Source organism: Phormidesmis sp. 146-20 (assembly GCF_052939475.1).
Map to the genome: position 1 here is coordinate 189,129 of NZ_JBJPHT010000002.1, position 19,525 is coordinate 208,653.

At 47.4% G+C, this 19,525-nt stretch carries 21 protein-coding genes; 12 read left to right on the forward strand and 9 right to left on the reverse strand.

Features of this window, described 5'->3' with window-relative positions; all coding sequences use genetic code 11:
• Positions 1 to 105 precede the first annotated feature (105 nt).
• Positions 106 to 1,107: a GH25 family lysozyme gene (locus tag ACKFKH_RS03005; RefSeq protein ID WP_446856746.1), complete on the forward strand. Its 1,002-nt coding sequence runs from the start codon at positions 106 to 108 to the stop codon at positions 1,105 to 1,107.
• 165 nt (positions 1,108 to 1,272) lie between these two features.
• Here the strand turns inward: ACKFKH_RS03005 and ACKFKH_RS03010 are convergent, their stop codons facing one another.
• On the reverse strand, positions 1,273 to 1,659 hold the full coding sequence (locus tag ACKFKH_RS03010; protein ID WP_446856747.1) for an NfeD family protein: 387 nt from the start codon (positions 1,657 to 1,659) through the stop codon (positions 1,273 to 1,275).
• Between the two features lie 1,195 nt (positions 1,660 to 2,854).
• Here ACKFKH_RS03010 and ACKFKH_RS03015 point away from each other — a divergent pair.
• Together ACKFKH_RS03015 and ACKFKH_RS03020 are read left to right on the forward strand one after the other, a co-directional pair.
• The gene (locus tag ACKFKH_RS03015; RefSeq protein WP_446856748.1) at positions 2,855 to 3,532 is read left to right on the forward strand and encodes a type II toxin-antitoxin system HicB family antitoxin; all 678 of its coding nucleotides are present in this window, start codon (positions 2,855 to 2,857) and stop codon (positions 3,530 to 3,532) included.
• A gap of 681 nt (positions 3,533 to 4,213) precedes the next feature.
• Entirely contained in the window at positions 4,214 to 6,286 is a 2,073-nt protein-coding gene (locus ACKFKH_RS03020; protein WP_446856749.1) for a calcium-binding protein, read from the forward strand.
• 104 nt (positions 6,287 to 6,390) lie between these two features.
• On the opposite strand, the gene ACKFKH_RS03025 is transcribed toward ACKFKH_RS03020, so the two are convergent.
• On the reverse strand, positions 6,391 to 6,612 hold the full coding sequence (locus ACKFKH_RS03025) for a hypothetical protein (RefSeq protein WP_446856750.1): 222 nt from the start codon (positions 6,610 to 6,612) through the stop codon (positions 6,391 to 6,393).
• A gap of 192 nt (positions 6,613 to 6,804) precedes the next feature.
• Positions 6,805 to 8,001, reverse strand: a complete 1,197-nt coding sequence (gene dxr, locus ACKFKH_RS03030; protein ID WP_446856751.1) for a 1-deoxy-D-xylulose-5-phosphate reductoisomerase — start codon at positions 7,999 to 8,001, stop codon at positions 6,805 to 6,807.
• Between the two features lie 113 nt (positions 8,002 to 8,114).
• On the opposite strand from dxr, the gene ACKFKH_RS03035 reads away from it, so the two are divergent.
• Positions 8,115 to 8,297 (forward strand): hypothetical protein, encoded by a 183-nt coding sequence (locus ACKFKH_RS03035; protein ID WP_446856752.1) that lies wholly within the window; start codon positions 8,115 to 8,117, stop codon positions 8,295 to 8,297.
• Here the strand turns inward: ACKFKH_RS03035 and ACKFKH_RS03040 are convergent.
• Complete coding sequence (locus ACKFKH_RS03040) at positions 8,264 to 9,322, reverse strand: glycerate kinase (RefSeq protein WP_446856753.1); 1,059 nt, start codon at positions 9,320 to 9,322, stop codon at positions 8,264 to 8,266. The two genes, ACKFKH_RS03035 and ACKFKH_RS03040, sit on opposite strands and share 34 nt — an antisense overlap.
• Positions 9,323 to 9,907: 585 nt before the next feature.
• Here ACKFKH_RS03040 and ACKFKH_RS03045 point away from each other — a divergent pair.
• Together ACKFKH_RS03045 and glsA are read left to right on the forward strand one after the other, a co-directional pair.
• Positions 9,908 to 10,231: a carbon dioxide-concentrating mechanism protein CcmK gene (locus tag ACKFKH_RS03045; protein ID WP_446856754.1), complete on the forward strand. Its 324-nt coding sequence runs from the start codon at positions 9,908 to 9,910 to the stop codon at positions 10,229 to 10,231.
• Positions 10,232 to 10,323: 92 nt separating this feature from the next.
• On the forward strand, positions 10,324 to 11,232 hold the full coding sequence (gene glsA / locus ACKFKH_RS03050) for a glutaminase A (protein ID WP_446856755.1): 909 nt from the start codon (positions 10,324 to 10,326) through the stop codon (positions 11,230 to 11,232).
• On the opposite strand, the gene ACKFKH_RS03055 is transcribed toward glsA, so the two are convergent.
• Together ACKFKH_RS03055 and ACKFKH_RS03060 are read right to left on the reverse strand one after the other, a co-directional pair.
• Positions 11,229 to 11,495, reverse strand: coding sequence for a hypothetical protein (locus ACKFKH_RS03055; RefSeq protein ID WP_446856756.1), 267 nt, complete (start codon positions 11,493 to 11,495; stop codon positions 11,229 to 11,231). The genes glsA and ACKFKH_RS03055 overlap by 4 nt on opposite strands.
• A 386-nt stretch (positions 11,496 to 11,881) precedes the next feature.
• Positions 11,882 to 12,253 carry a hypothetical protein gene (locus ACKFKH_RS03060; protein WP_446856757.1) on the reverse strand — a complete coding sequence of 124 codons (372 nt, stop codon included), beginning with the start codon at positions 12,251 to 12,253 and terminating at the stop codon, positions 11,882 to 11,884.
• 228 nt (positions 12,254 to 12,481) lie between these two features.
• On the opposite strand from ACKFKH_RS03060, the gene ACKFKH_RS03065 reads away from it, so the two are divergent.
• From ACKFKH_RS03065 to ACKFKH_RS03085, 5 genes are all read left to right on the forward strand, one after another.
• Positions 12,482 to 12,718, forward strand: coding sequence for a hypothetical protein (locus ACKFKH_RS03065; protein WP_446856758.1), 237 nt, complete (start codon positions 12,482 to 12,484; stop codon positions 12,716 to 12,718).
• Positions 12,719 to 13,002: 284 nt separating this feature from the next.
• Positions 13,003 to 13,680 (forward strand): hypothetical protein, encoded by a 678-nt coding sequence (locus ACKFKH_RS03070; RefSeq protein WP_446856759.1) that lies wholly within the window; start codon positions 13,003 to 13,005, stop codon positions 13,678 to 13,680.
• Positions 13,681 to 13,878: 198 nt separating this feature from the next.
• Positions 13,879 to 14,151: a hypothetical protein gene (locus tag ACKFKH_RS03075; protein ID WP_446856760.1), complete on the forward strand. Its 273-nt coding sequence runs from the start codon at positions 13,879 to 13,881 to the stop codon at positions 14,149 to 14,151.
• Positions 14,151 to 14,519 (forward strand): clan AA aspartic protease, encoded by a 369-nt coding sequence (locus ACKFKH_RS03080; protein WP_446856761.1) that lies wholly within the window; start codon positions 14,151 to 14,153, stop codon positions 14,517 to 14,519. Before ACKFKH_RS03075 ends, ACKFKH_RS03080 begins: the two co-directional genes overlap by 1 nt.
• 67 nt (positions 14,520 to 14,586) lie before the next feature.
• Positions 14,587 to 14,832: a hypothetical protein gene (locus ACKFKH_RS03085; protein WP_446856762.1), complete on the forward strand. Its 246-nt coding sequence runs from the start codon at positions 14,587 to 14,589 to the stop codon at positions 14,830 to 14,832.
• Between the two features lie 41 nt (positions 14,833 to 14,873).
• Here the strand turns inward: ACKFKH_RS03085 and ACKFKH_RS03090 are convergent, their stop codons facing one another.
• From ACKFKH_RS03090 to htpG, 3 genes are all read right to left on the reverse strand, one after another.
• Complete coding sequence (locus tag ACKFKH_RS03090; RefSeq protein WP_446856763.1) at positions 14,874 to 15,368, reverse strand: DUF3368 domain-containing protein; 495 nt, start codon at positions 15,366 to 15,368, stop codon at positions 14,874 to 14,876.
• The gene (locus ACKFKH_RS03095) at positions 15,365 to 15,610 is read right to left on the reverse strand and encodes a UPF0175 family protein (RefSeq protein WP_446856764.1); all 246 of its coding nucleotides are present in this window, start codon (positions 15,608 to 15,610) and stop codon (positions 15,365 to 15,367) included. The genes ACKFKH_RS03090 and ACKFKH_RS03095 overlap by 4 nt, the downstream gene beginning before the upstream one ends.
• A gap of 109 nt (positions 15,611 to 15,719) precedes the next feature.
• Positions 15,720 to 17,726: a molecular chaperone HtpG gene (htpG, locus tag ACKFKH_RS03100; RefSeq protein ID WP_446856765.1), complete on the reverse strand. Its 2,007-nt coding sequence runs from the start codon at positions 17,724 to 17,726 to the stop codon at positions 15,720 to 15,722.
• Positions 17,727 to 17,933: 207 nt separating this feature from the next.
• Here htpG and ACKFKH_RS03105 point away from each other — a divergent pair, with 207 nt between their 5' ends.
• Positions 17,934 to 19,238, forward strand: coding sequence for a HEAT repeat domain-containing protein (locus ACKFKH_RS03105; protein ID WP_446856766.1), 1,305 nt, complete (start codon positions 17,934 to 17,936; stop codon positions 19,236 to 19,238).
• Positions 19,239 to 19,525 lie beyond the last annotated feature (287 nt).

A 19,525-nucleotide genomic window follows, 5' to 3' on the forward strand; every position in this document is an offset into this window, starting at 1 on the left:
TGTCTCCAGCCCGTTCTTGCCGCACGATCGCAATTAGCGTTTAAAATTTGGAATTCTGATCCGTTCAATTGAATTGATTAAAACAAGCAGTATAAAGGGGCAAACATGGCTTTAGAAGGAATTGACGTTTCATATTATCAAGGCGATATCGATTGGCCGACGGTGGCCAGTCAGGGCGTTTTTTATGGATTTGCGAAAGCAACCGAGGGCGCAAGCAGCAGTGATCCCTCATTTGCCAAAAATTGGGCTGGCATGAAAACAGTCGGACTGGTGCGCGGTGCCTATCACTTCTTTCGAGCAGGCAAAGATCCGATCGTGCAGGCCAACAACTTTTTACAACAAATCAAAGGCAAATATGAGCCATCCGATTTACCGCCCGTTTTAGATTTAGAAATTTTAGACAATCTGGATGCCGCTACCGTGATCAATCGCGCCGCTCAATGGCTCACAGCGATCGAGTCAGCCACCGGACGCAAACCCCTCATCTATACCTACCCCGTCTTCTGGGAAGAAAAGCTGGGTAACACTACTCGATTTAGCTCCTATCCGCTCTGGATCGCCAACTTTGGCACCCGCACTCCCTTTGTACCAAGCGCCTGGAAATCCTGGGTATTTCATCAATACTCCGAATCCGGAACCGTCAAAGGCATCGATGGCAATGTCGATCTCAATCAATTTAACGGCGATTTAGATGGGCTACAAAAGCTGCTTAAGGGCAAGATTCCCTTAAGTGTGGGCTGCAAAGGTCAGGTCGTCAAAGAACTGCAAAACTTGCTCAACGCTAAAGGCTTTAATCTCGGAACGCCTGACGGTTCATTTGGCCCTCGCACCAAAGCCACTGTGATCACCTTTCAACAGTCTAGAAAACTCCCCGCGACTGGTGTAGTGGGTTCTGAAACCTGGGCCGCCCTGCTCTCTAATCCGACTCCGACTCCAACGCCTGCGCCAACTCCAGCACCAACCCCCGCACCCAGCATCAGTTTGATCAGCGTTGCCAAAAATTACCGATCGCTCCCGCATCAAGACCGGGCACTCGAATGGCTACAGGGGCAAGTTCCTAAAGCGACGATCGACGAATTCGCCAAGCGTTGGCGACAAAACAGTTAGCGTTGACAACTGTATGACAAAGGGTGCCCTCTGACTTTGCATTTCTGTCGGAAGCGCTGTTGCATCTTGTGACTATTGCTTCAACCAATGCGCGATAAAGAACACTCAACCCAAAACCTTTGTTTTCAGAAGAAGCTCTGGTAGCAGTAACTCTCTGAAAGCCCTTCAAGATGATGGCTTCTTGTTTTGATTAGTTGCTTCGCACACCAGAGTACAAAAGGCATTTTTAGCAGAGGTTTCTGGCAGATTTTTAACAGGTCGGGCGAACGGATCAGGGATGACATACTGTGTCAGAACATGTTGTCGAACGATCACGTAAACAATGTCCCCTGGTACTAGGGTCACTTCTTCATAACAGCGAGCCGTCCACCAAGAGCCTTGATATTCAATTTGTCCGGCTCGTCGAGGTGAGATGGTCTGAGTGACGATCGCCTCTTGTTCCGGATTGGGTCTAAATGAGCTATTACACAGTTGGGCAGGTCGGAAAGTCACGATCGACGGACTGCTTTGCGGTGAGAGAAGTTGTTGGAACCAGCTTTTGAGCTTCAACACAGGATGCCTCCGTTTGAGTGAATTGATTTAACGCGAATTCGATGAACCTTTCTGCCACCTGCTCTTTGAGATACCCGTAAGGCACTACCAATCCTAAAGATCTACTTTGGTTCCACAACGCTGACTAGAGTAGGTTCGCCGTCTTGGATTTGATACTAGTCGTTCTCTAATTAAGGGCGTATCAGAGATTGCCGAGAGGGTGACTTGATGGGAGCAGGCGTAGATTGGAAGAAAGACGATCGCTGAACTAATACCAGATTAGCGGCTAAAATTAATATCAATAAAAACAGCAGAAAAGGGTTATGCCGAACTCTATCTCCGATATCACGCTCTAACCCACATTTGAGACAGATATAGCGTCTAGGGCGCTGAGGATCGCTGACAAAGGGACAATTGCTTGGATTGCAGTCAGAAGAACAGGTCATATTTAAGCCCTTTTTGAAAAGTTTGAGTACTTGCTGTTGCCGAGTGAGGCACACTAAAACTCTAAATCAAAGATTTTATGATGTCAATACTGCCCATATTTTTGATATCAAAACTGATACTGCAAAACTCACAAACGGACTAAAATAGTTGACAATGATATTTCGGAGTGATATCATCATCGAATGTGCATCAAAGGTTGGACTAACCGATAGTTTTTGCACCAATCGCTTCAGGTTCTGGATAATTACTGAACGCTAACTGCGAACTCAGTAAAATCCCTTAGCCAGGCTCTAGTATTCATGTGGAGCTTCAGGTTATGCTGAAGTAAAATCTTGGTCAGAAAATTTCTGTCAGGAGGTTTCTGGCTCGTGAGTAATACTGAAATCGCCTGCTCTCAGAAACCTGTCAGCATGGCGACAGCTTTTAGTGTTTGCTCAAGATTTATAGGTCAGTCCAACCTGTGATCACTAAGAATCTGAATGTGCATCTACCCTCGTGAACTTACCAATGAGCAGCAAAACACCCTCACATCTATCCTTACAGAATCACCACCCCCCCGTATCTCCTGGTCGAGTGTGATTGACTTACTCAATGCTCTGAGGGAAATCAGAGTAAGACCCATCGACGACAGAATTTGTGTTGTGGTAATGTGCTCCGGGCGGGTTGTCCTGTTCTTTCGCCGACCGCAAGAAGAAACTGTCACAGATTGTCAACTAATTGATATTCGAGACTTTTTGATCAAGCTGGAAAATGGAGAAGAGTAAGATTCATGCTGACTTACCGGAACTACACGGCATCCCTTTGGGTAGACGAAAAGGCAGGGCTAATCTGTGGCAAAGTGACCAATATTAGTCGTGATTCCTTGCCCTTTGGGGGAAAAACGGTAGAAGAGGCTGAACAAGAATTCCGTAAAACGATCGATACCTATTTAACGTTTTGCGAACAAGAGAACATCGAGCCAGAGAAGCCTGTGACCTTTTCTGGAAAATTGCCCTTCCGCACTAGCTCAGAGATTCATCGAGACATTTCTCATCAGGCGAAACAGGCAGGAAAAAGTATTAATACCTGGCTTGAGGAAGCCGCAATTAAAGCGTTGGGCGAGTCGGCGAGTGAGGCTCCTCCAGAGTCCAGATTGCCCGAACTGCTGCAACAGCTTGAAAAACAGCCCGAACTAATGGAGCGCTTTTTTGAGAAAATCACACCCTACCTAAAAAATCGCGGCCCAGTTGGCACGATTAAGTTTCTTGGTGCGGTAGAGCAAGTTTTACCCAGTTTGGAGACGGTGCGATCGCACTTAAAGGCACCCAACCCCGAAGTGATGGCAGACATTATCAACGCGATCGAAACCTGGACATTAGAGGCTGAAATCACCGATTCAGGTCAACCTGCGCCCAAGCCGTTTGTTAAAGAAGAGCAAAAACCAGGACATTATGTAGTTCGTAAATAACCCACCAAACTCATGAAGATACACAGGTTCTATTGTGCTAGTTGCTTAACCTGCACAGTATTTGACAGGAATCTTGCGGAGTCGCTCATCAATCTCTCTGTGTTTCAGACAATTTTTAGACGTGTATTTGATACAGCGTTTCAGATGCTGTCACAACTGTCACACCTCAATTCCTTTCGTAGAGGCAAAAAATATTACACTCTTCAGTAGTTCTTCTGAGATCGCCCAAGTCTATTCTGCGCTCCGAGAGTTTGAGAGTAATAGTACCTCGGTACTTACTTCATTGTGATAGGCTATGTGACAAGCAGACTACCAGAGAATAAAATCAGAACTGTATTCACTCCTAGCTTTGATTGCTGCCTTGCTGCCTCAATTGAGAGCGCTAAATTTTCCGTTTCTGGAATCGGGAGCTTCTGTACCTGACTCGACCTTTGGTGTTTTTTGTCTGTCTGATAGTTTTTTGGGTTCAGAGGGTTCTGATCTCTTCTTTCATCAACAGGGGTGCAGCGATCAGTGAGTAACAAACCACTGCCAATTCTTCTTGCCTGTGACACTTTAGCCCATCTTTACACCGAAGAGAAACCATATCTCGTAAGAAGTCATCGAACACAATCTGAGCAATTGATTTTAGAAACTCAACGTCTGTTAGTTGATTCTGAAATACGTGTCAGAGTGATTGCAATGACGGCAACACTGAGTTATTTGTTCAGCAGCTTTGAGCCGAGTCGTACGCCCCAGATCCTTCAGAATTTGCAGGAACGGGGCGTTAATGTTTTGCCAAGTCACATCTTTGAGCAAGTGAGCCATGATGACGAGGTGACGCTTTACGAGACTGAGGTAGAGAATGCATTGGAGATTGCATCAGAGATCGCGTGCTCGAAGATAATTTTGGTAACGCATTTCCCCGATCGCTACTCAAGATTTCTCACGGCACAAACGTTAGAGATTTGGGAAGTGGCTAAGTTTCTCAATTTGATTCAACAAAACCAGTTGTACTTACTCAATGAGGAGCAGTGCTTTCAGCCAGAGGAGGCTTCTACCCCAACGGTTGCCCAACACCCAGCGGCTGAATCAGAAGAGCATCCTGATCCTGCAACTCGGTTCATTGTATTAGCCATCCTGCGTCGCTGGTTGCAATCCAAAACCTCTCAAGAAAACGCTTCTACGCCTGTTTCCAGCAAGTCATCTGGTTCAAGACCGATCGAACCCATTCCCGCAAAAAAAGCGACTGCCTTTCATGCCCCCACTGCTTCAGAAACTAACCTTGCTGATGATTTACCGACCATTGGAAGCAACTCAGTTAGCCAGGCTGGATCTGAAAAACTAAACCAATTAGTGACTCGGAGTTTTCAATTTTCTGGATTGGTGACAATTGTTCAAGCTTCAACAAATTACGATCGTTCCTATGCCTTACCTGAGACAACACAACAATTGCCTGCTTCCATCCCTGCCTCTTCAGCGCAGAACTACAATTTGAGTACATTGACAACTGCACGAAACACTGAACGACAGCGCACCAGTTTCCCTAATCGCGCCTCCCCTGAATTTTTTGAATTGAAGGGCGATCCGTCTGTTTCCATCCCCACCTCTTTCACGCTTACCCGCAGCAATTTTAATAACCCAACTGTGGCATTTGACGATGCACTGCTTTTGAGGACTAACGCGCTTACAGAAACGCTCCGCGTACTAGCAGGGGGGCCTTCTCTTCCAGTTGATCGACCGGATTCTATCTCACCGACCAATCCTATCAGCAATCCAACACCGTCGAACGATCGTCCCACTCCAACTACTATAGAGACTCGCGATCCCAGCCCTCAAGTTCCAGAAGATCTAATTGTTCTTTCAGGCGCGATCGTTCCCTCTGATCTAGTTGTGATCACGCCTCCTCAAATCCTGGATGGTGCTGGAGGAACCCGCTCCTTTACGCTGACAACAGGCAGCTATGAAATCAGAAATTTTGGCGGCGTTGGCACCAGTAGAGTTCCATCAGAAGACATCGTTCGAGAAGTAGACACTCTCTATTTTCAGGGGTCACAACTGATCGCCAAAAACCTGCTCCTCAATCAGCAAGGGAAGGATCTGGTCATGACATTTGAAGGAGTGCAAGATATAAGCATTCTGATCAAAAACTTTGAGCTAGAAGATCTCGACAACTTCTTGACAGAAAGCAATGTGCCGACCATGTTGGGCAACATTGTATTTAATGGAGAAACTTCCATTCAAGACTCGTTTGATGTGCTGAATGTGAATGCCATCATTACTCAAATCTTTAACCGCAACTCAGTAACCTTCTTGAATAATTTGGACAACGAGGTGACAGGCTTTGACGATTCTAATGATGTAATCAACGGTCAGGAAGGAAACGACTCTTTACAGGGACTTGGCGGCGATGACATTCTCCGCGGGGGTGCAGGGGACGATATTCTCTGGGGCGGTACAGGGGCCGATATTCTCGATGGCGGAACTGGTAACAACGAATTAACGGGAGGTGACGGTGCTGATGTTTTCAGGCTGTGTCGGGGTGGATTTAGCGAAGTTACGGACTTTCAAGCAGGGATCGATCGCATCGGTTTGCCTGCGGATATCCAACTCAGTGAGGTGGCGATCGAACAGGGAACCGGACTCAACTCCAGCAGCACTTTGATCCGATTTAAGCCAGATGGCTCACTGTTAATGTCGCTATCGGGTATTGCAGCCAGTTCCTTAACAACCGATATCTTTTTGCCAAACGCTTCTAGCTTGATGAGAGAGTAGAAAACTGCAAAATTGAGCGTGCAGAATGCAGAACGTAGAAGCCGTAGCCGTTGGTCATTCTGCATTTAGCAACACCCAAAGAGCCGATTTTTCTACCTGAGCGATTACAGGCTTCGATCGTCGTACTTTTGTCGCCAACAATGTTCGAGCAAATGGAACTCAGACAAGAGCCAGCATCGCTCTAGTTCTTGAACATGGTGATAGCGCTGAAATCGGGATGGTTTGAGAATAAAGGGCTGATTGGGGTGAAAAAGCGGTTGATTGAGGTACGCCCAAAATGGAAAGCGAACTTTCCGAACGTTCTCTGTGTGGGAGCGATCGTTCATGAGACTGTCTGAAGGATAAACGGCTGAAAATTGGCTATCGCAGTGATCACGGTCTATCTCAGCGGTAGCCCCAAGTAGAGATTCAAGAGACAAACCTCTATCTCAGGAATGATTTCAAAATCACCAATCAGCAGATCAGTATGGCACTTTATTTTTAACTTTCACAGAAAGATAGCTTGAAGTGTCAGGGTTTCATGGCTTGGCTAAGAAATATTCACGTTGAGTTGATGATTGGCTGGTCGTTAAAACGGCTTGTCTGGCCCATTGGTCAGCCGCGATGATGTCTTCTAGGCTGGGGTCTGACTTGTTTTGAGATTGGTAGCGATCGCAGGTCTCTTCGATCAGGCGAGGAATGTCCAGGAAGCGAATTTTCTCATCTAAAAAGAGGGCGACCGCTTGTTCGTTAGCGGCATTGAGAACGGCGGGTAAACAGCCTCCAGCGCGACCTGCGGCGTAGGCCAGATTCATACAGGGATATTTTTGGTGATCGGGCGATCGGAAGGTGAGACTGCCGACTTTGACCAGATCGAGACGTTCCCAGCCAGTGGGGATGCGATCGGGGTAGGACAATGCATAGAGGAGGGGCAACCGCATATCAGCCCAGCCCAATTGCGCCAATACGGAGGTATCCTGCAATTCGATCAGCGAGTGAATGATGCTTTGGGGATGGATGACGATTTCGATGTCGTCGTAGTCCCACCCGAACAAGTAATGCGCCTCAATGACTTCCAAGCCTTTGTTCATCAGGGTGGCAGAGTCGATGGTAATTTTGCGACCCATTGACCAGTTGGGGTGCTTGAGTGCGTCGGCGACGGTGACTTCAGAGAGGCGATCGACTTCCCAATCGCGAAACGACCCACCGGACGCAGTGAGAATAATCTTCTTTAGTCCATCTTGAGGAACGCCCTGCAAACACTGGAAGATTGCAGAATGTTCTGAGTCGGCGGGCAGCAGTTTGACGTTGTGTTTTTTGACCAGCGGCAAGACGACCGGCCCGCCTGCAATCAGGGTTTCTTTGTTGGCGAGGGCGATGTCTTTTCCAGCTTTGATCGCGGCGATTGTGGGCAACAACCCAGCACAACCAACAATGCCCGTAACAACCGCTTCTGAGTCGCCATATTGGGCAACTTCGACAACACCCGATTCGCCTGCCAGAATGATGGGTTGGGAATCGAGGTCAGCGATCGCCTCGCGCAGGTCTGATAATTTATCCTGATCACAAATGGCGACGATTTGAGGACGAAACTGGCGAATTTGTTGGGCAAAGAGTTCGACGTTGCGGCCGGCCGCCATGCCAACGATACGAAACTGATCGGGTGCTTGGGCGACAATATCAAGCGTTTGTGTGCCGATAGAACCTGTTGAACCGAGAAGGGTGATTGCTTTCACGATCGCTGATCCGGTGATACTTTAGAGTTATCTTAAGGTTTTGCGGGACTCATTTAGCCGTTGGTGGTCAGGCTCACACTACTTTTTCAGGCTCACACTACTTTTTGATGAATATGGCGACTTCTAAACGTCAAAAAAGAGGGGATGCTTTGTTTTGGTTTGGCTGTCTGGGAATGGCGTATTTTAATGCGTTTTCTAGTTGGGAGATCGGTGGGAGCGTGAGACTGGGAGTGGCGATCGTGCCGATTTTGATTGGAGTTCTCTATGCAATGCGCCGCACGGCTCCGGGTGAATGATCGGGGTTAATTTCAATCACCAAATCGACGAATTCTGACTGGCTGACCAGAGGTTTGATAAACAATTGGGGATGCAACGCCTGCCAAAAGTACTCCACAAAGGCATCAATCTCGGCATCTGACAGTCCAGGTTTACCTTGAGCGATCATTTTGTGTTCGGCTTCTTTGCGCCACGCTTTGCTCAAATGGTAATCGGGAACGTAGAGCACAATTAAGCGATCGAGGTGTTCCCACAGCGGCAAGTAGTTGTGAAGGCGATCGTTCATATCTCGCGCAAAGGTGCGGTCGCTGGCTGTGACGATCGGATCGGGTGCCGTCTCAAAGTCACTCGCCTCAATAGAACGCACTCCTACAAACCAGCCTTCAAAGAGCACAATGTCAACCGCTGAGACGAGTTTTGGATGAATGCGATCGCCTGCCCCCTGCCAGAGTGATTTGTCAAACTGAGGAATCTGAGTCGGTTGACCTTGCTTGAGTTGAGTGAGAATTTGTAAGCCGAGTTTGGTGTCGTGAGTGCCGGGTGGCCCGCGGTGAATGATGCGAGGATCTTGGGCTTGCAGACGTTGGCGATCGTCGTAGGTCAGATATAAGTCATCCAGCGAGAAACTAACAGCATGGTATCCCAGGTGTTTTAGAATCAGTTTTAGAATTTCTGTAAGTGTAGTCTTTCCGGTTCCTTGTCCGCCCAAAAATCCTTGAATTAGAGGATTCGATTTAGCTCTGCGCCAGTCTGCGATTTGTATTGCCAACGGCAACCATAAATTCCATAGTGTCTCATTCGCCAAACTGGTTATTTTAAGTTTGTTTTGGCACAACTCTAGAAATTCAGGATAGACTTTTTGGAACAACTCAATTCTCAAGAGCGTGGTTTCTGTAGCATTCTCTCTAGTGATTCCAAATGCGTTTGCGCGAATGTTATCTTGCAGTATTAGAGCTTCTAGCTGAGGCGCGACTTCTTGCGGGTGACTCGAAGCGATCGATCGTCCTGCAATTAATGCTTCTAGCAGTTGACTAAGTGATTTCATTTTGTGCGAGTTGATTTCTGGGATGAGTGTTTTTTAGGGTGCGATCACAATTCCAAAACGACCCTGGAAGCTTACAAAGTGGGGAGAGGATCGCTAGATTTTACAATTCTCGATCGCTTTGCTGTCATTCTTAATAAATATCGATTCTCATAAAGTTGCATAGATTAGATCCCTCTAGCCCCCTTACAAAAGGGAACCGGACTCTTTTATTTTCCCTCCTTCTTATCTCAACTCAACGTTTACTGGCTACAGATCCTCGCTCCCTAAATCCCGCATTCTGGGGGACTTTGAGGAATTATCTGGCGCAGTCTATTTTCAATTTGGTATTCAAGGGATTAGGGAAGATTTAAAAAACGTGCAGCTTTACAGAGAATTGGTACAAACCACGCAGGGAGACTTAAAAGAAGTCGCAGATTCGCTAAATATGCCGTAGACTCCACTTTTCATGCCTACCCTTGCCTCTCCTCGAACCTTTTCCCCTGCTTTTTTAAGGCATCTCTGTTGAAGAAGCGCCATTTTTGACCAAAAGGTTGAGAAGCTGCGTAAAATGATTCTTGGTATCATGCGATCGGAAGGGAAATTGTCATGGCATATGCGGTGGGTATGGTTGAAGTGCGGGGATTGCCCCCAGCGCTGGCAGTTGCGGACGTAATGGTGAAAGCTGCCCGTGTTACCCTGGTCGAGATGGAAAAGGTGAGCGGCGCTTACATCACAATTATTGTTCGCGGAAACGTTTCTGAAGTTAAGATCTCAGTCGAGGCAGGCATCGCAGCAGCCAAAAAGATGACAGCCTGCAAAGAAGGCGACAAATTGTTCCTTTCGTCACATTACATTCCTCGACCTAACGAAAACTTGATGGCGGTTTTGCCGATCGACTACACCGACGAAACAGATGAGTTTAGAGTGTAGCCGTTGAAAACTGGCGATTTGGTTAGTTAGTCGATCGCAGACCGCCAAAAGCCAACTGCTCAAAACAAAGGCTAATCTTGAGAAATTTCTCAGTGGGACTGAATGCACTAACTCAGGCTGAACTATCTACATGGGTCGATCAAGCTAGAGTGCGGACGCAGTGGGGGCGACTGCCAGATTACATCCCGCTGTTGGCTCAAACCGATGCAAATGTGCTGGCGGTCAAGATTTTGGCGGGAGCAGGGCAAGAATGGTCAGCCGGAGAAAAAAAACAGCGATTTGCCTTGATGAGTGTGATCAAACCCTTTGTGCTGATGTTTTTGCTGGAGCAATCAGGAGCCGAAGAGGTCTTTAAATATGTGGGCATGGAGCCATCTGATCAGCCGTTTCACTCGTTGACACAACTGAGCCAAGATCGAGGTCATCCCCGCAACCCCATGCTCAACAGTGGCGCGATCGCTTTGGCGGCTCGACTCCCTGGCAGAGATGGCTTTTCTCGCTGCGAACAGGTGCGTCAGTGGCTCAACCATTCTGCAAACAGTCACCTCGTGTTGGATCGCAGAATGCTGGAATCGGTGCGATCGCTCTCGAATGAATCGAATCGAGCGATCGCCAAAATGCTGACTCAAGCCGGAAAATTAGACCAGGTAGAAGTCGCTCTCGACACTTATAACCATATTTGCTGTCTGTCTGGCACGGTCGAAGATTTGGCACGTTTGGGGTTGTTGTTGTCCCAGCCTGGGGTCGTCACTCAGTCTCATCAGCAAATCGTCAATGCTTTGATGCTGACCTGTGGGCTGTATGAAGCATCGGCTCAGTTTGCAGTGAAGATTGGGCTACCCATCAAATCGGGAGTCAGTGGGGCCCTGTTGGCGATCGTGCCTCATCAAGGGGCAATTGCTTGTTATAGTCCGGCGATCGATCCGATGGGCAATTCAGTAGCGGGGTTGTTTTTGTTAGAGAAACTGTCAACCAGTCTGCATCTCAGCGTCTTTGGTTAGTCGGGGATGATGAGTGGATGCCAATAGGGGTCGTTCATTTCTTCGAGGCGGGCCATGTCACCTTGATAGTGAGCATTGATTTTTTCGGCTTTGGGTTTGAGGCGATCGGGGACGTAGCACAAATCAACGGGTAGCCCATGCCCCAACAAAAACTCAGCCAACTGGTCAGGATGAATCAAAATTCCTTCTTGGTGTAGTCGGGTCAGCAGTTCGGCAAAGGTGGGCCAGCGATCGGGGTCGTCATTGGGGGCTGGGTGATGCATGACAGGTGACGGCAAGAAGGTTGGAGAAGAGAGCGATCGCCTGACTCCAGTTTGAAGACATGATCTGCATGATCTATGGTAGTGCTGAATACAATCGTTCGATTCCTGGGTTGTGAAAGTTAATCGATCGGTGAGTAAGAACTCATTTTGTTGATTTGGTTTGCAGGCGATTAAGAATGGCGTTACCAGATTGAACTAAATCGCTTTTGATTTGGTAACGCCTGACTTTTTTGGAGTTGATTTTTAGGCATTGCTGATTGAAAGGATGAATCTGTGGGAAGTGTCAACTTTTCCGCCCCCTAAATCCCCCAAAATTGGGGGACTTTGAACATTTAGTTCCCCTTCGCATTAGGGCAATTCATTCCGTGGTTCAGCAATGCCGATTTTTACAGTTGAATTGTTGTCCTGGTGTTGAGTTCCTCCACATAAATCAGGGCTGGATCATCCATCACAATGTCAAATCGAGTAAACGATCTCTGAAGTCGATAGGTGGGCAAAATGCGGATCAGTTGATATTCAGTCATCAAGTCACTGGTGCCATCCCATTTGAGCAGGGCCAATTGATTAGACACGATCTCGCTGAGTTGAGACACAAATTCTTGAATGCTATCGCCAATATCGGGCAGAATGCCAGACGCAACGATCAAAAACCGCTCTTGCAAATCTAAAGTAACCTGAACTCGATAACGTCTACCTGTCGAGAGGTGCAACTCACTGGTGAACGCTACCGAGTCAGGAAAAATAAGCCTGACTGCCATATAAATATGTTCTCCCTGGATTAGTACAAAGAGAACAAAAACATGAGAGCCATTATGCGACTAATGATGCTTGGGGCCTGATTCCAACCTTTCAGAACCCCACAGCAAAGCTGACGGTGTACAATCATGAACGCCTCCTGAGTTAGTGTGTTTAACAAGGGATGGAAGTCCTCGGAGTTCTGATCTGGTACATCAGTTCTTCGGGGCGCTCCTCCACCACTGCGGAGTATGATACACAAATTTTTCGCTTTTTGGAATCCTAAAAATCTTAAATTTGGTTGGCATTGTTCAACGGGGTTTGGGCCAACTTTTAAGCGGATCTCTGAGGAGTCGTTTCGCTGCAAGGTGAGTTGTGACGATCGTCTGCAATACATCGCCCATTACAAATCTGGCTGCGATCGCGCTCAAGTTAGAGAATTTCGGCGGCTTTTGGATGCGGGAGAGGCAGTCTCTGCAATTGATTGACAATCAGATACTCCGTACAAAATTTTGAAGTCATGTGGAAGGATTCAGAGTAATTTCAGTGGAGTCATATACTATGTGAAGAGCTTGGGGGCGGTCGCATTAACAGGGTCAATTGTCCTGAAACTTTCAGTCGAACAAGTTGTTACGCGGCTGAGTCCTTGATAGAGAGGTGACGAGAGTCTACCTGTAACCCATCTGAATTGATACTTTAAAGGGAAATGCTAATCTGTCAGCTTTGTGGACTTGAGAAACAACTCATAAAGGCTCATATAATTCCTAGAAAGTTGTATGAGCCTATTCGAGAATCTAGCAGTAGTGAGCCTCCTAGCGATCAAGTTCCAAGGCTGTACATAGTTGGTTCAAAACAGAAACCAAAGCAATTTCAAAGTGGAATATATGACTCATCTATTTTATGTAGAGAGTGCGACGGTAATCTGATAGGTTCTTGGGACAGATATGGGCAGACATTTTTGCTAAGTCCACCAGATTCAGAGAAATATATTACTGACACTGCTGGCAAACCTGCTTATAAGGTTGATTCCTTCGATTACAAGCAACTCAAGCTCTTTTTCATGTCAATATTATGGCGAGCAGCTATCACCAGCCATGAATTTTTTGCTCAAGTCAAGCTCACTTCTTGGGAGGAGAAGCTGAAGAGAATGATTTTGGCAGAAGATCCAGGTGATGAAAATGATTTTTCAGTAATCCTCTTCAAGTACGAAGGAGATTTCAGTGAAATGATGTACAACCCAATTAAGAAAAGACAAGATGGAATTAACTTTTATCGCTTCAAACTTCCAAGATATACATTTTTAATAAAAGTAGATCAAAGAAGTTTTTCATCTGAATTAGCTCCATTTGTTCTTAGTCCTAATCAGCCTCTCCTGATGTGCATTAGGGAGTATACGGGTTCCAAAGAATACAAGCGAATTTTAGCGGCTTGGAATCAGATCTCTATTTGAATTAGTTGGTGAGTTGTCAAGGGTATCTGCGTTCCTTGAGTGGGAGCGTTAGACCGTTGAATACGATCGTCACCTTACCCAATCAACCTGGCTGTAGTTGAAAGTTCTTGATCAAAGTCTGGGCGATCGCTGCACCTGATCGCAGATAGAACGATCGAAGCTAAAATATAGAGGCATGGTTGAAATGAGGTCAAGCTAATGACAGGTAGACAACCCCGCTATAGCAAAGAAGAGTTCGCTCGACGGGGGAATGAAATCTATGAAGCTCAGGTGCGTTCCCAAGTCGAGGCGAGCAACCACGGAAAGATTGTGGCGATCGATATCGAAACCGGAGCCTTTGAGATCGGCGACGATAGCCTGACCGCTGCCAAGCAACTGCTAAAACGCTACCCTGACGCGCAAATCTTTGGAATTCGGATTGGACATCGTGCCGTCCATCGCCTTGGGTTTCGCCCTACTGTATCTACATGATGATTGGAAGCGTGAATGCAAATCGAGAGGCAATTGTACAATTGGCGGTGCTTGGAAAAGATCAGCAACGCCAAGGAATTAGAGCAGTTATTGACACAGGATATACAGGTTTTCTAACTTTGCCATCTATCGTCATTACCACTTTAGAAATGACTTGGTATATGCAGCAAGAGGGTATTTTGGGTGATGGCAGTCTATGCATGTTTAATGTCTACGAAGCCTCTGTAATTTGGGATGGGCAGGTTAGAACCATTGAAATCAACGAGTCAGAAACCGAGCCATTGGTTGGAATGGGTTTGCTTGAAGGGTATGAGTTGAAGATTCAGAGCATCGCTGGCGGATTGGTGACGATTACAGCATTGCCTTAAAGATTACTTGAGCGCATATCTAAGCCGATTTGTGCCCGTCCACTTACCCGCCAAGAACGTAAAGCTTATGAGTCAGACCTCTGAAATGGATGATGACCTGCGCCCCGAATACGACTTTACCCAAATGCCTGTTGTAGCGCGGGGTCAAGGACGTAAGCGATCGACCCTCACAGTTCAACTTGATCCTGATGTAGCCGCTATGTTTCCTGATGCTGCGGCAGTCAATGAAGCGCTGCGTCTATTGATGAGGACGATTCAACAGGCATCGACTCAGCAAAACGTACAGGATGCAACGACATCACAAGACAAATAGAGGTTCAGAGATTAGGCGATGCAAAATCACCAATAGTGTCATCACAATTTATCTTCGTCAACAAGCCGTAAAACGCTATTGTACAAAGGTTCAGCGACCCAGAACCCAGCTTGGTTAATCAGAGCATCCAACAATGGCCTCACCTCAACAATCAAACCTTGACCTTTGGCCTCAACCAGAATGCCCAAGATTCCTACGTATCGTAGATTGAGTCTAGCCGCCACCAACCGCCCTCGGCGTTCATCAATCAACACCTGATCAGCCTGAACTTCAACCGCCAGAGCAACCGCCTCAGCTTCCCCAACATCAAGTTCATTGCTAAGTGCTTCGACAACTGTGCGATCGCTAACAGCACGAGTTTGAATCCAATCAAAGGTTTGTACTTCAGTTGCACCTGCAACCGGAAAACTGGGATCAGTCAGTTCTCTATAAACAGCTTCAGGAATGAGAACCGTCCCATATAGTCGATGCAAAAGATGAAGGTGATTAATGGCTGCAAGATTGTTGATGGGCGACGTGTCACTGACAATGATCACAACCTACCCATCTCCCGCAAGTTTTTAATATCCTGCTCAAAATCTTCTACATCGTAATGGGCTGAGATGTGACGACTGGCAAGTAAGTGTTGAAAAGCAATGCGGTGCATTCCTGCAAACCGAGCGGCTTGAGCAAGCGTGAGCTTTTCCTTTTGAAAGAGCATGACTGCAATTTCCTGACGCATTTCAGCTTCAGTCATGTGTGTTGCACTTAAAACTTCGTCAGAAACAACAATGCTCATAGCTACATTTCCTTCCCTAGGCCTTATTCTACGACTCTTACCACAGTTTCCTGCCAATGCTGGTAGTCCGCAATGAGAATGACATCACTACGGACTACAGATTTGGGAATTAGGAAGCGCGGCCCGTGAGCTTGGTTAACACCTGGTTCGATCGCTCCACAAACGCCTTCATACCATCTGCGTCAAAGCCTTTTTGGGCCATCAACGCCAGATCGTAGACATGGTGACAGATCAGATTTGCCAACTCCGCAGAAGGAGACTGACCATCAGTTGTGGTAATGGCACCCTGACTCAAATTGATCACATTTTGAATCATTGGATGAGAGGTATTGATCAGCAGAATGTGATCTTCAGGAAACTGCATCACTTGTTGTTGTAATAATGCATTCATCTCCTGCATTCGGCGCAGATGTTCGGGTAACAAGACCATTGCTGGCGGGGTGCTGGCGGGGTCGTCACCTTTGAGCGATTCCGTCCGAATGATCAGTTTGGGCTTGTTGAGCGCTTTTTGGAACAACGCTTTGATCTGTTCGCTGCGAGTCTGATTGGTCGTCGGATCGACAATTTCTGACTGATCTTTGTCAATCAGCGTGTCGTCCAATTCGGCATCAACTCGTGAGAATTTGATGTGAGAATATTCTCGTTCTAGAAACCCGACAAAGTGACTGTCGATAAAGGAATCCATGAACAGCACTTCTAAGCCTTGACTGGTGTGCAGTTGAATGTAGGTGGCTTGTGTGACTTCATCGGTGCAGTAAAAAACGCGATTCTCGTGGCGTTCTTTGTTGCGTTCTAGATATTCTTTGAGTGTGGTGTAAGATTTGCCATCTACGACATTCGTTGCAGCGTTAGATGAGTCTTGCCAAGCGTCTCCTTCGGCGGTTTGCACTTCGATCTTTGGCGTATTGTCGCTCAGATTCGCTGTAGTGCGGTAGATCAGAATATCTTCGATCTGTTTTTTGAATTTGTCGTCGTTGATCGAGCCAAATTTGACAAACGTTCCCAAGTCTTGCCAGCAGCGAATGTATTCTGCCCGATCGTCGCGATACAGTTCTTTTAGTCGATCGCCGACTTTCTTGGCAATGTAGTTGGCAATTTGCCGGACGGTACGATCGTTCTGCAAAAAGCTGCGCGACACATTCAGCGGGATATCTGCACTATCAATCACGCCTCGCAGCGGCAGCAAAAATTTGGGAATAACTTCTTCGCAGTTGTCGCTGACAAACACCTGATTGCAGAAGAGTTTGATCTGACCTTTACTCACATCCACATCGGGCTTGAGCTTGGGAAAGTAGAGAATCCCATTCACAACAAATGGATGATCCGTATTCAGATGTACCCAGAGTAAAGGGTCTTCCTGAAACGGATAGAGATAGCGGTAGAACTCCAGATAATCTTCTTTGGTGAGATTGCGCGGAGACTCCTTCCAGGGGGCTTTTTGGCGGTTGATCTGTTCGGGAGCTTTGACTTCTTCGCCTTCGGTGGGTGGCTCGATCAGTTTGATCGAGAAGGGCATAAAGTCGCAGTAAGTTTTAATTAGCTGACGAATCCGGTATGGCTCCAGATATTCCAGTTCTTCGTCTTGCAGCGTTAGCGTAACTGTTGTACCTCGCGTTGTACGATCGCTATCTGACAGTTTAAATTCAGTCGATCCATCACAAGACCAATTCACTGCTTGCGCGCCAGTCCGATATGAAAGGGTGTCGATCGTGACGTGTTTGGCCACCATAAACGACGAGTAAAAACCCAGACCAAAGTGACCAATAATTTGCTGATCGCTGGTTGCCTTATATTTCTCAACAAACTCCTCAGCGCTAGAGAAAGCCACCTGATTGATGTATTTTTTTACCTCATCGGCGGTCATCCCAATCCCATTGTCAGAAATCGAGAGAGACTGATTGGCTTTGTCGATCGCGATCACAATTTCTGGTTCGCCCACTTCCCCCGAAAAATCATCCGAGTTAGACACCATTTTGAGCTTTTGAATGGCATCCACGGCGTTTGATACCAGTTCTCGAATAAAAATCTCGTGGTCAGAGTAGAGCCACTTTTTGATGATCGGAAAAATATTCTCAGTATGAATACTGATGTTGCCTTGTTCCAGAATGGTTGTCATAGTCAATTCCTGGTTACTCAGAAGACCTCAGACCCTATTTTGGTCGAAGAGGGTGCGATCGCTTCTATTGTAATGAGTACAGGTTTCCGATGAGTGAGATCGGATTTCCCTACCCGTCATTCAGGCCGCGCCGCTTGAGGAAAAATTGTTTCAAATGTGGGAAAGTAAAGCTGGAAACCTACATTTAGCCGATTTGATCGAAAAGCCGTGAACCAAAGCCATCGTGAAATTTTGCAGCAGGCACAACAGGCTGCCCAGCAGGAAGAGTGGTCGATCGTTAGTCAAGACCTTCAGCAACTTCTATTAAGTGAATCTCAGGGTGCGATCGAGACACCCATCGAACTTGACTCACTTCTAGATCTGGCGCTACGGGTTCTTGAGGGCGGCGACTTTCAGGATCGATGGGACGTTGCCAAAGTGTTTCCGACCCTGGGAAACCGAGCGATCGCGCCTCTCATTGCCCTTCTCGAATCTGACGCAGATTCTGAGGCTCAATGGTTTGCGGTGCGTATTTTGGGCGGGTTTGCTCATCCCGATGTGTTGGCGGCGATCGTGCGTCTGCTCAAAACCTCTGATCAAGAAGAACTGCGGGGCATGGCGGTGAGCGTGTTGGTAGCTTTGGGAGAGGGGGCGATCGCAACTTTGCAAGGGTTGCTGCAATCCGATAAGACTCGTTTAGTCGCAGCCCAGGCGTTGACTCAGATGCGTCGTCCGGCAACCGTTCCTTTATTGCTAGAAGTGGTGAATGATGCTGATCCTCAGATTCGGGCGATGGCGATCGAGTCCTTGGGAAGCTTCCATCATCCTGAAATTTCTGCGGCTTTGATCGGTGCGCTTCAAGATCCGATCGCTGCGGTCAGACGCGCTACCGTGATTGCTTTAGGATTTTGTGCCGCCGAAGCGACAGCGCTCGATCTCGTTGCTCACCTGCGTCCGTTGCTGTTGGATTGGAATCTAGACGTGTGCAAACAAACCGCGATCTCCCTGGGTCGATTGGGCAGCTTGGAGGCGATAAAAGCGCTTTTTCAATCTCTTCAGTCGATTCACACCCCCGAACCGTTGGCGATCGAGCTAGTTCGCGCTTTGAGTTGGGCAGGTCGATCAGAGGCGTTACAGTATCTCCATCGCGCCCTGATCCAATTGCCTTTGGCGGAAGCGGTACGTCAGGAGATTTTAGTCGTTTTGGGACGAGTCGATCAGCCTGACCTCAAACCCCAAGCCACCCAAATCTTGTTAGACCTGCTGACTCACGAAGCGGCTTTTGCGCGATCGACCACTGCCCGTCAATCTCTCGCCCTGGCCCTCGGACAACTCGGCGACCCCAACGCTGTCAACCCACTGATCGATCTGCTGGCTGATCCCAGTGTCAACGTCCGGCTGCATGTGATTTCTGCCCTCAAAACCCTCGCGCCTGACACGGCATACCAGCGATTAGAACAGCTATCTCAACGTGAGCGTGATTCAGAACTGGGACGAGGAGTTGCGATCGCCCTTCAAGAATGGAGACGCTAAGGATCGTGAATTAAACAGCCTGTAATTCTCGCGGTTTCGCGTCGTTTAATTCGGCTTCTGCCCCCTAAATCCCTCAAATTTGGCGGACTTTGAACCGCGAAACTGCCTTAAATTCTAGAATGTCTGCTTTCTCAAAGTCCCCCAGACTGGGGGATTTAGGGGGCGAAGCAACCAGGCAATCATCGATCTTATTCAATTCACGCTCCTAAGAACCCAAGCAAAGCGTTGGATCTTTCAACCAGAGTGGGAACTGTAGTCACCAGGGTACGTGCGTCTCAACAGAGTTC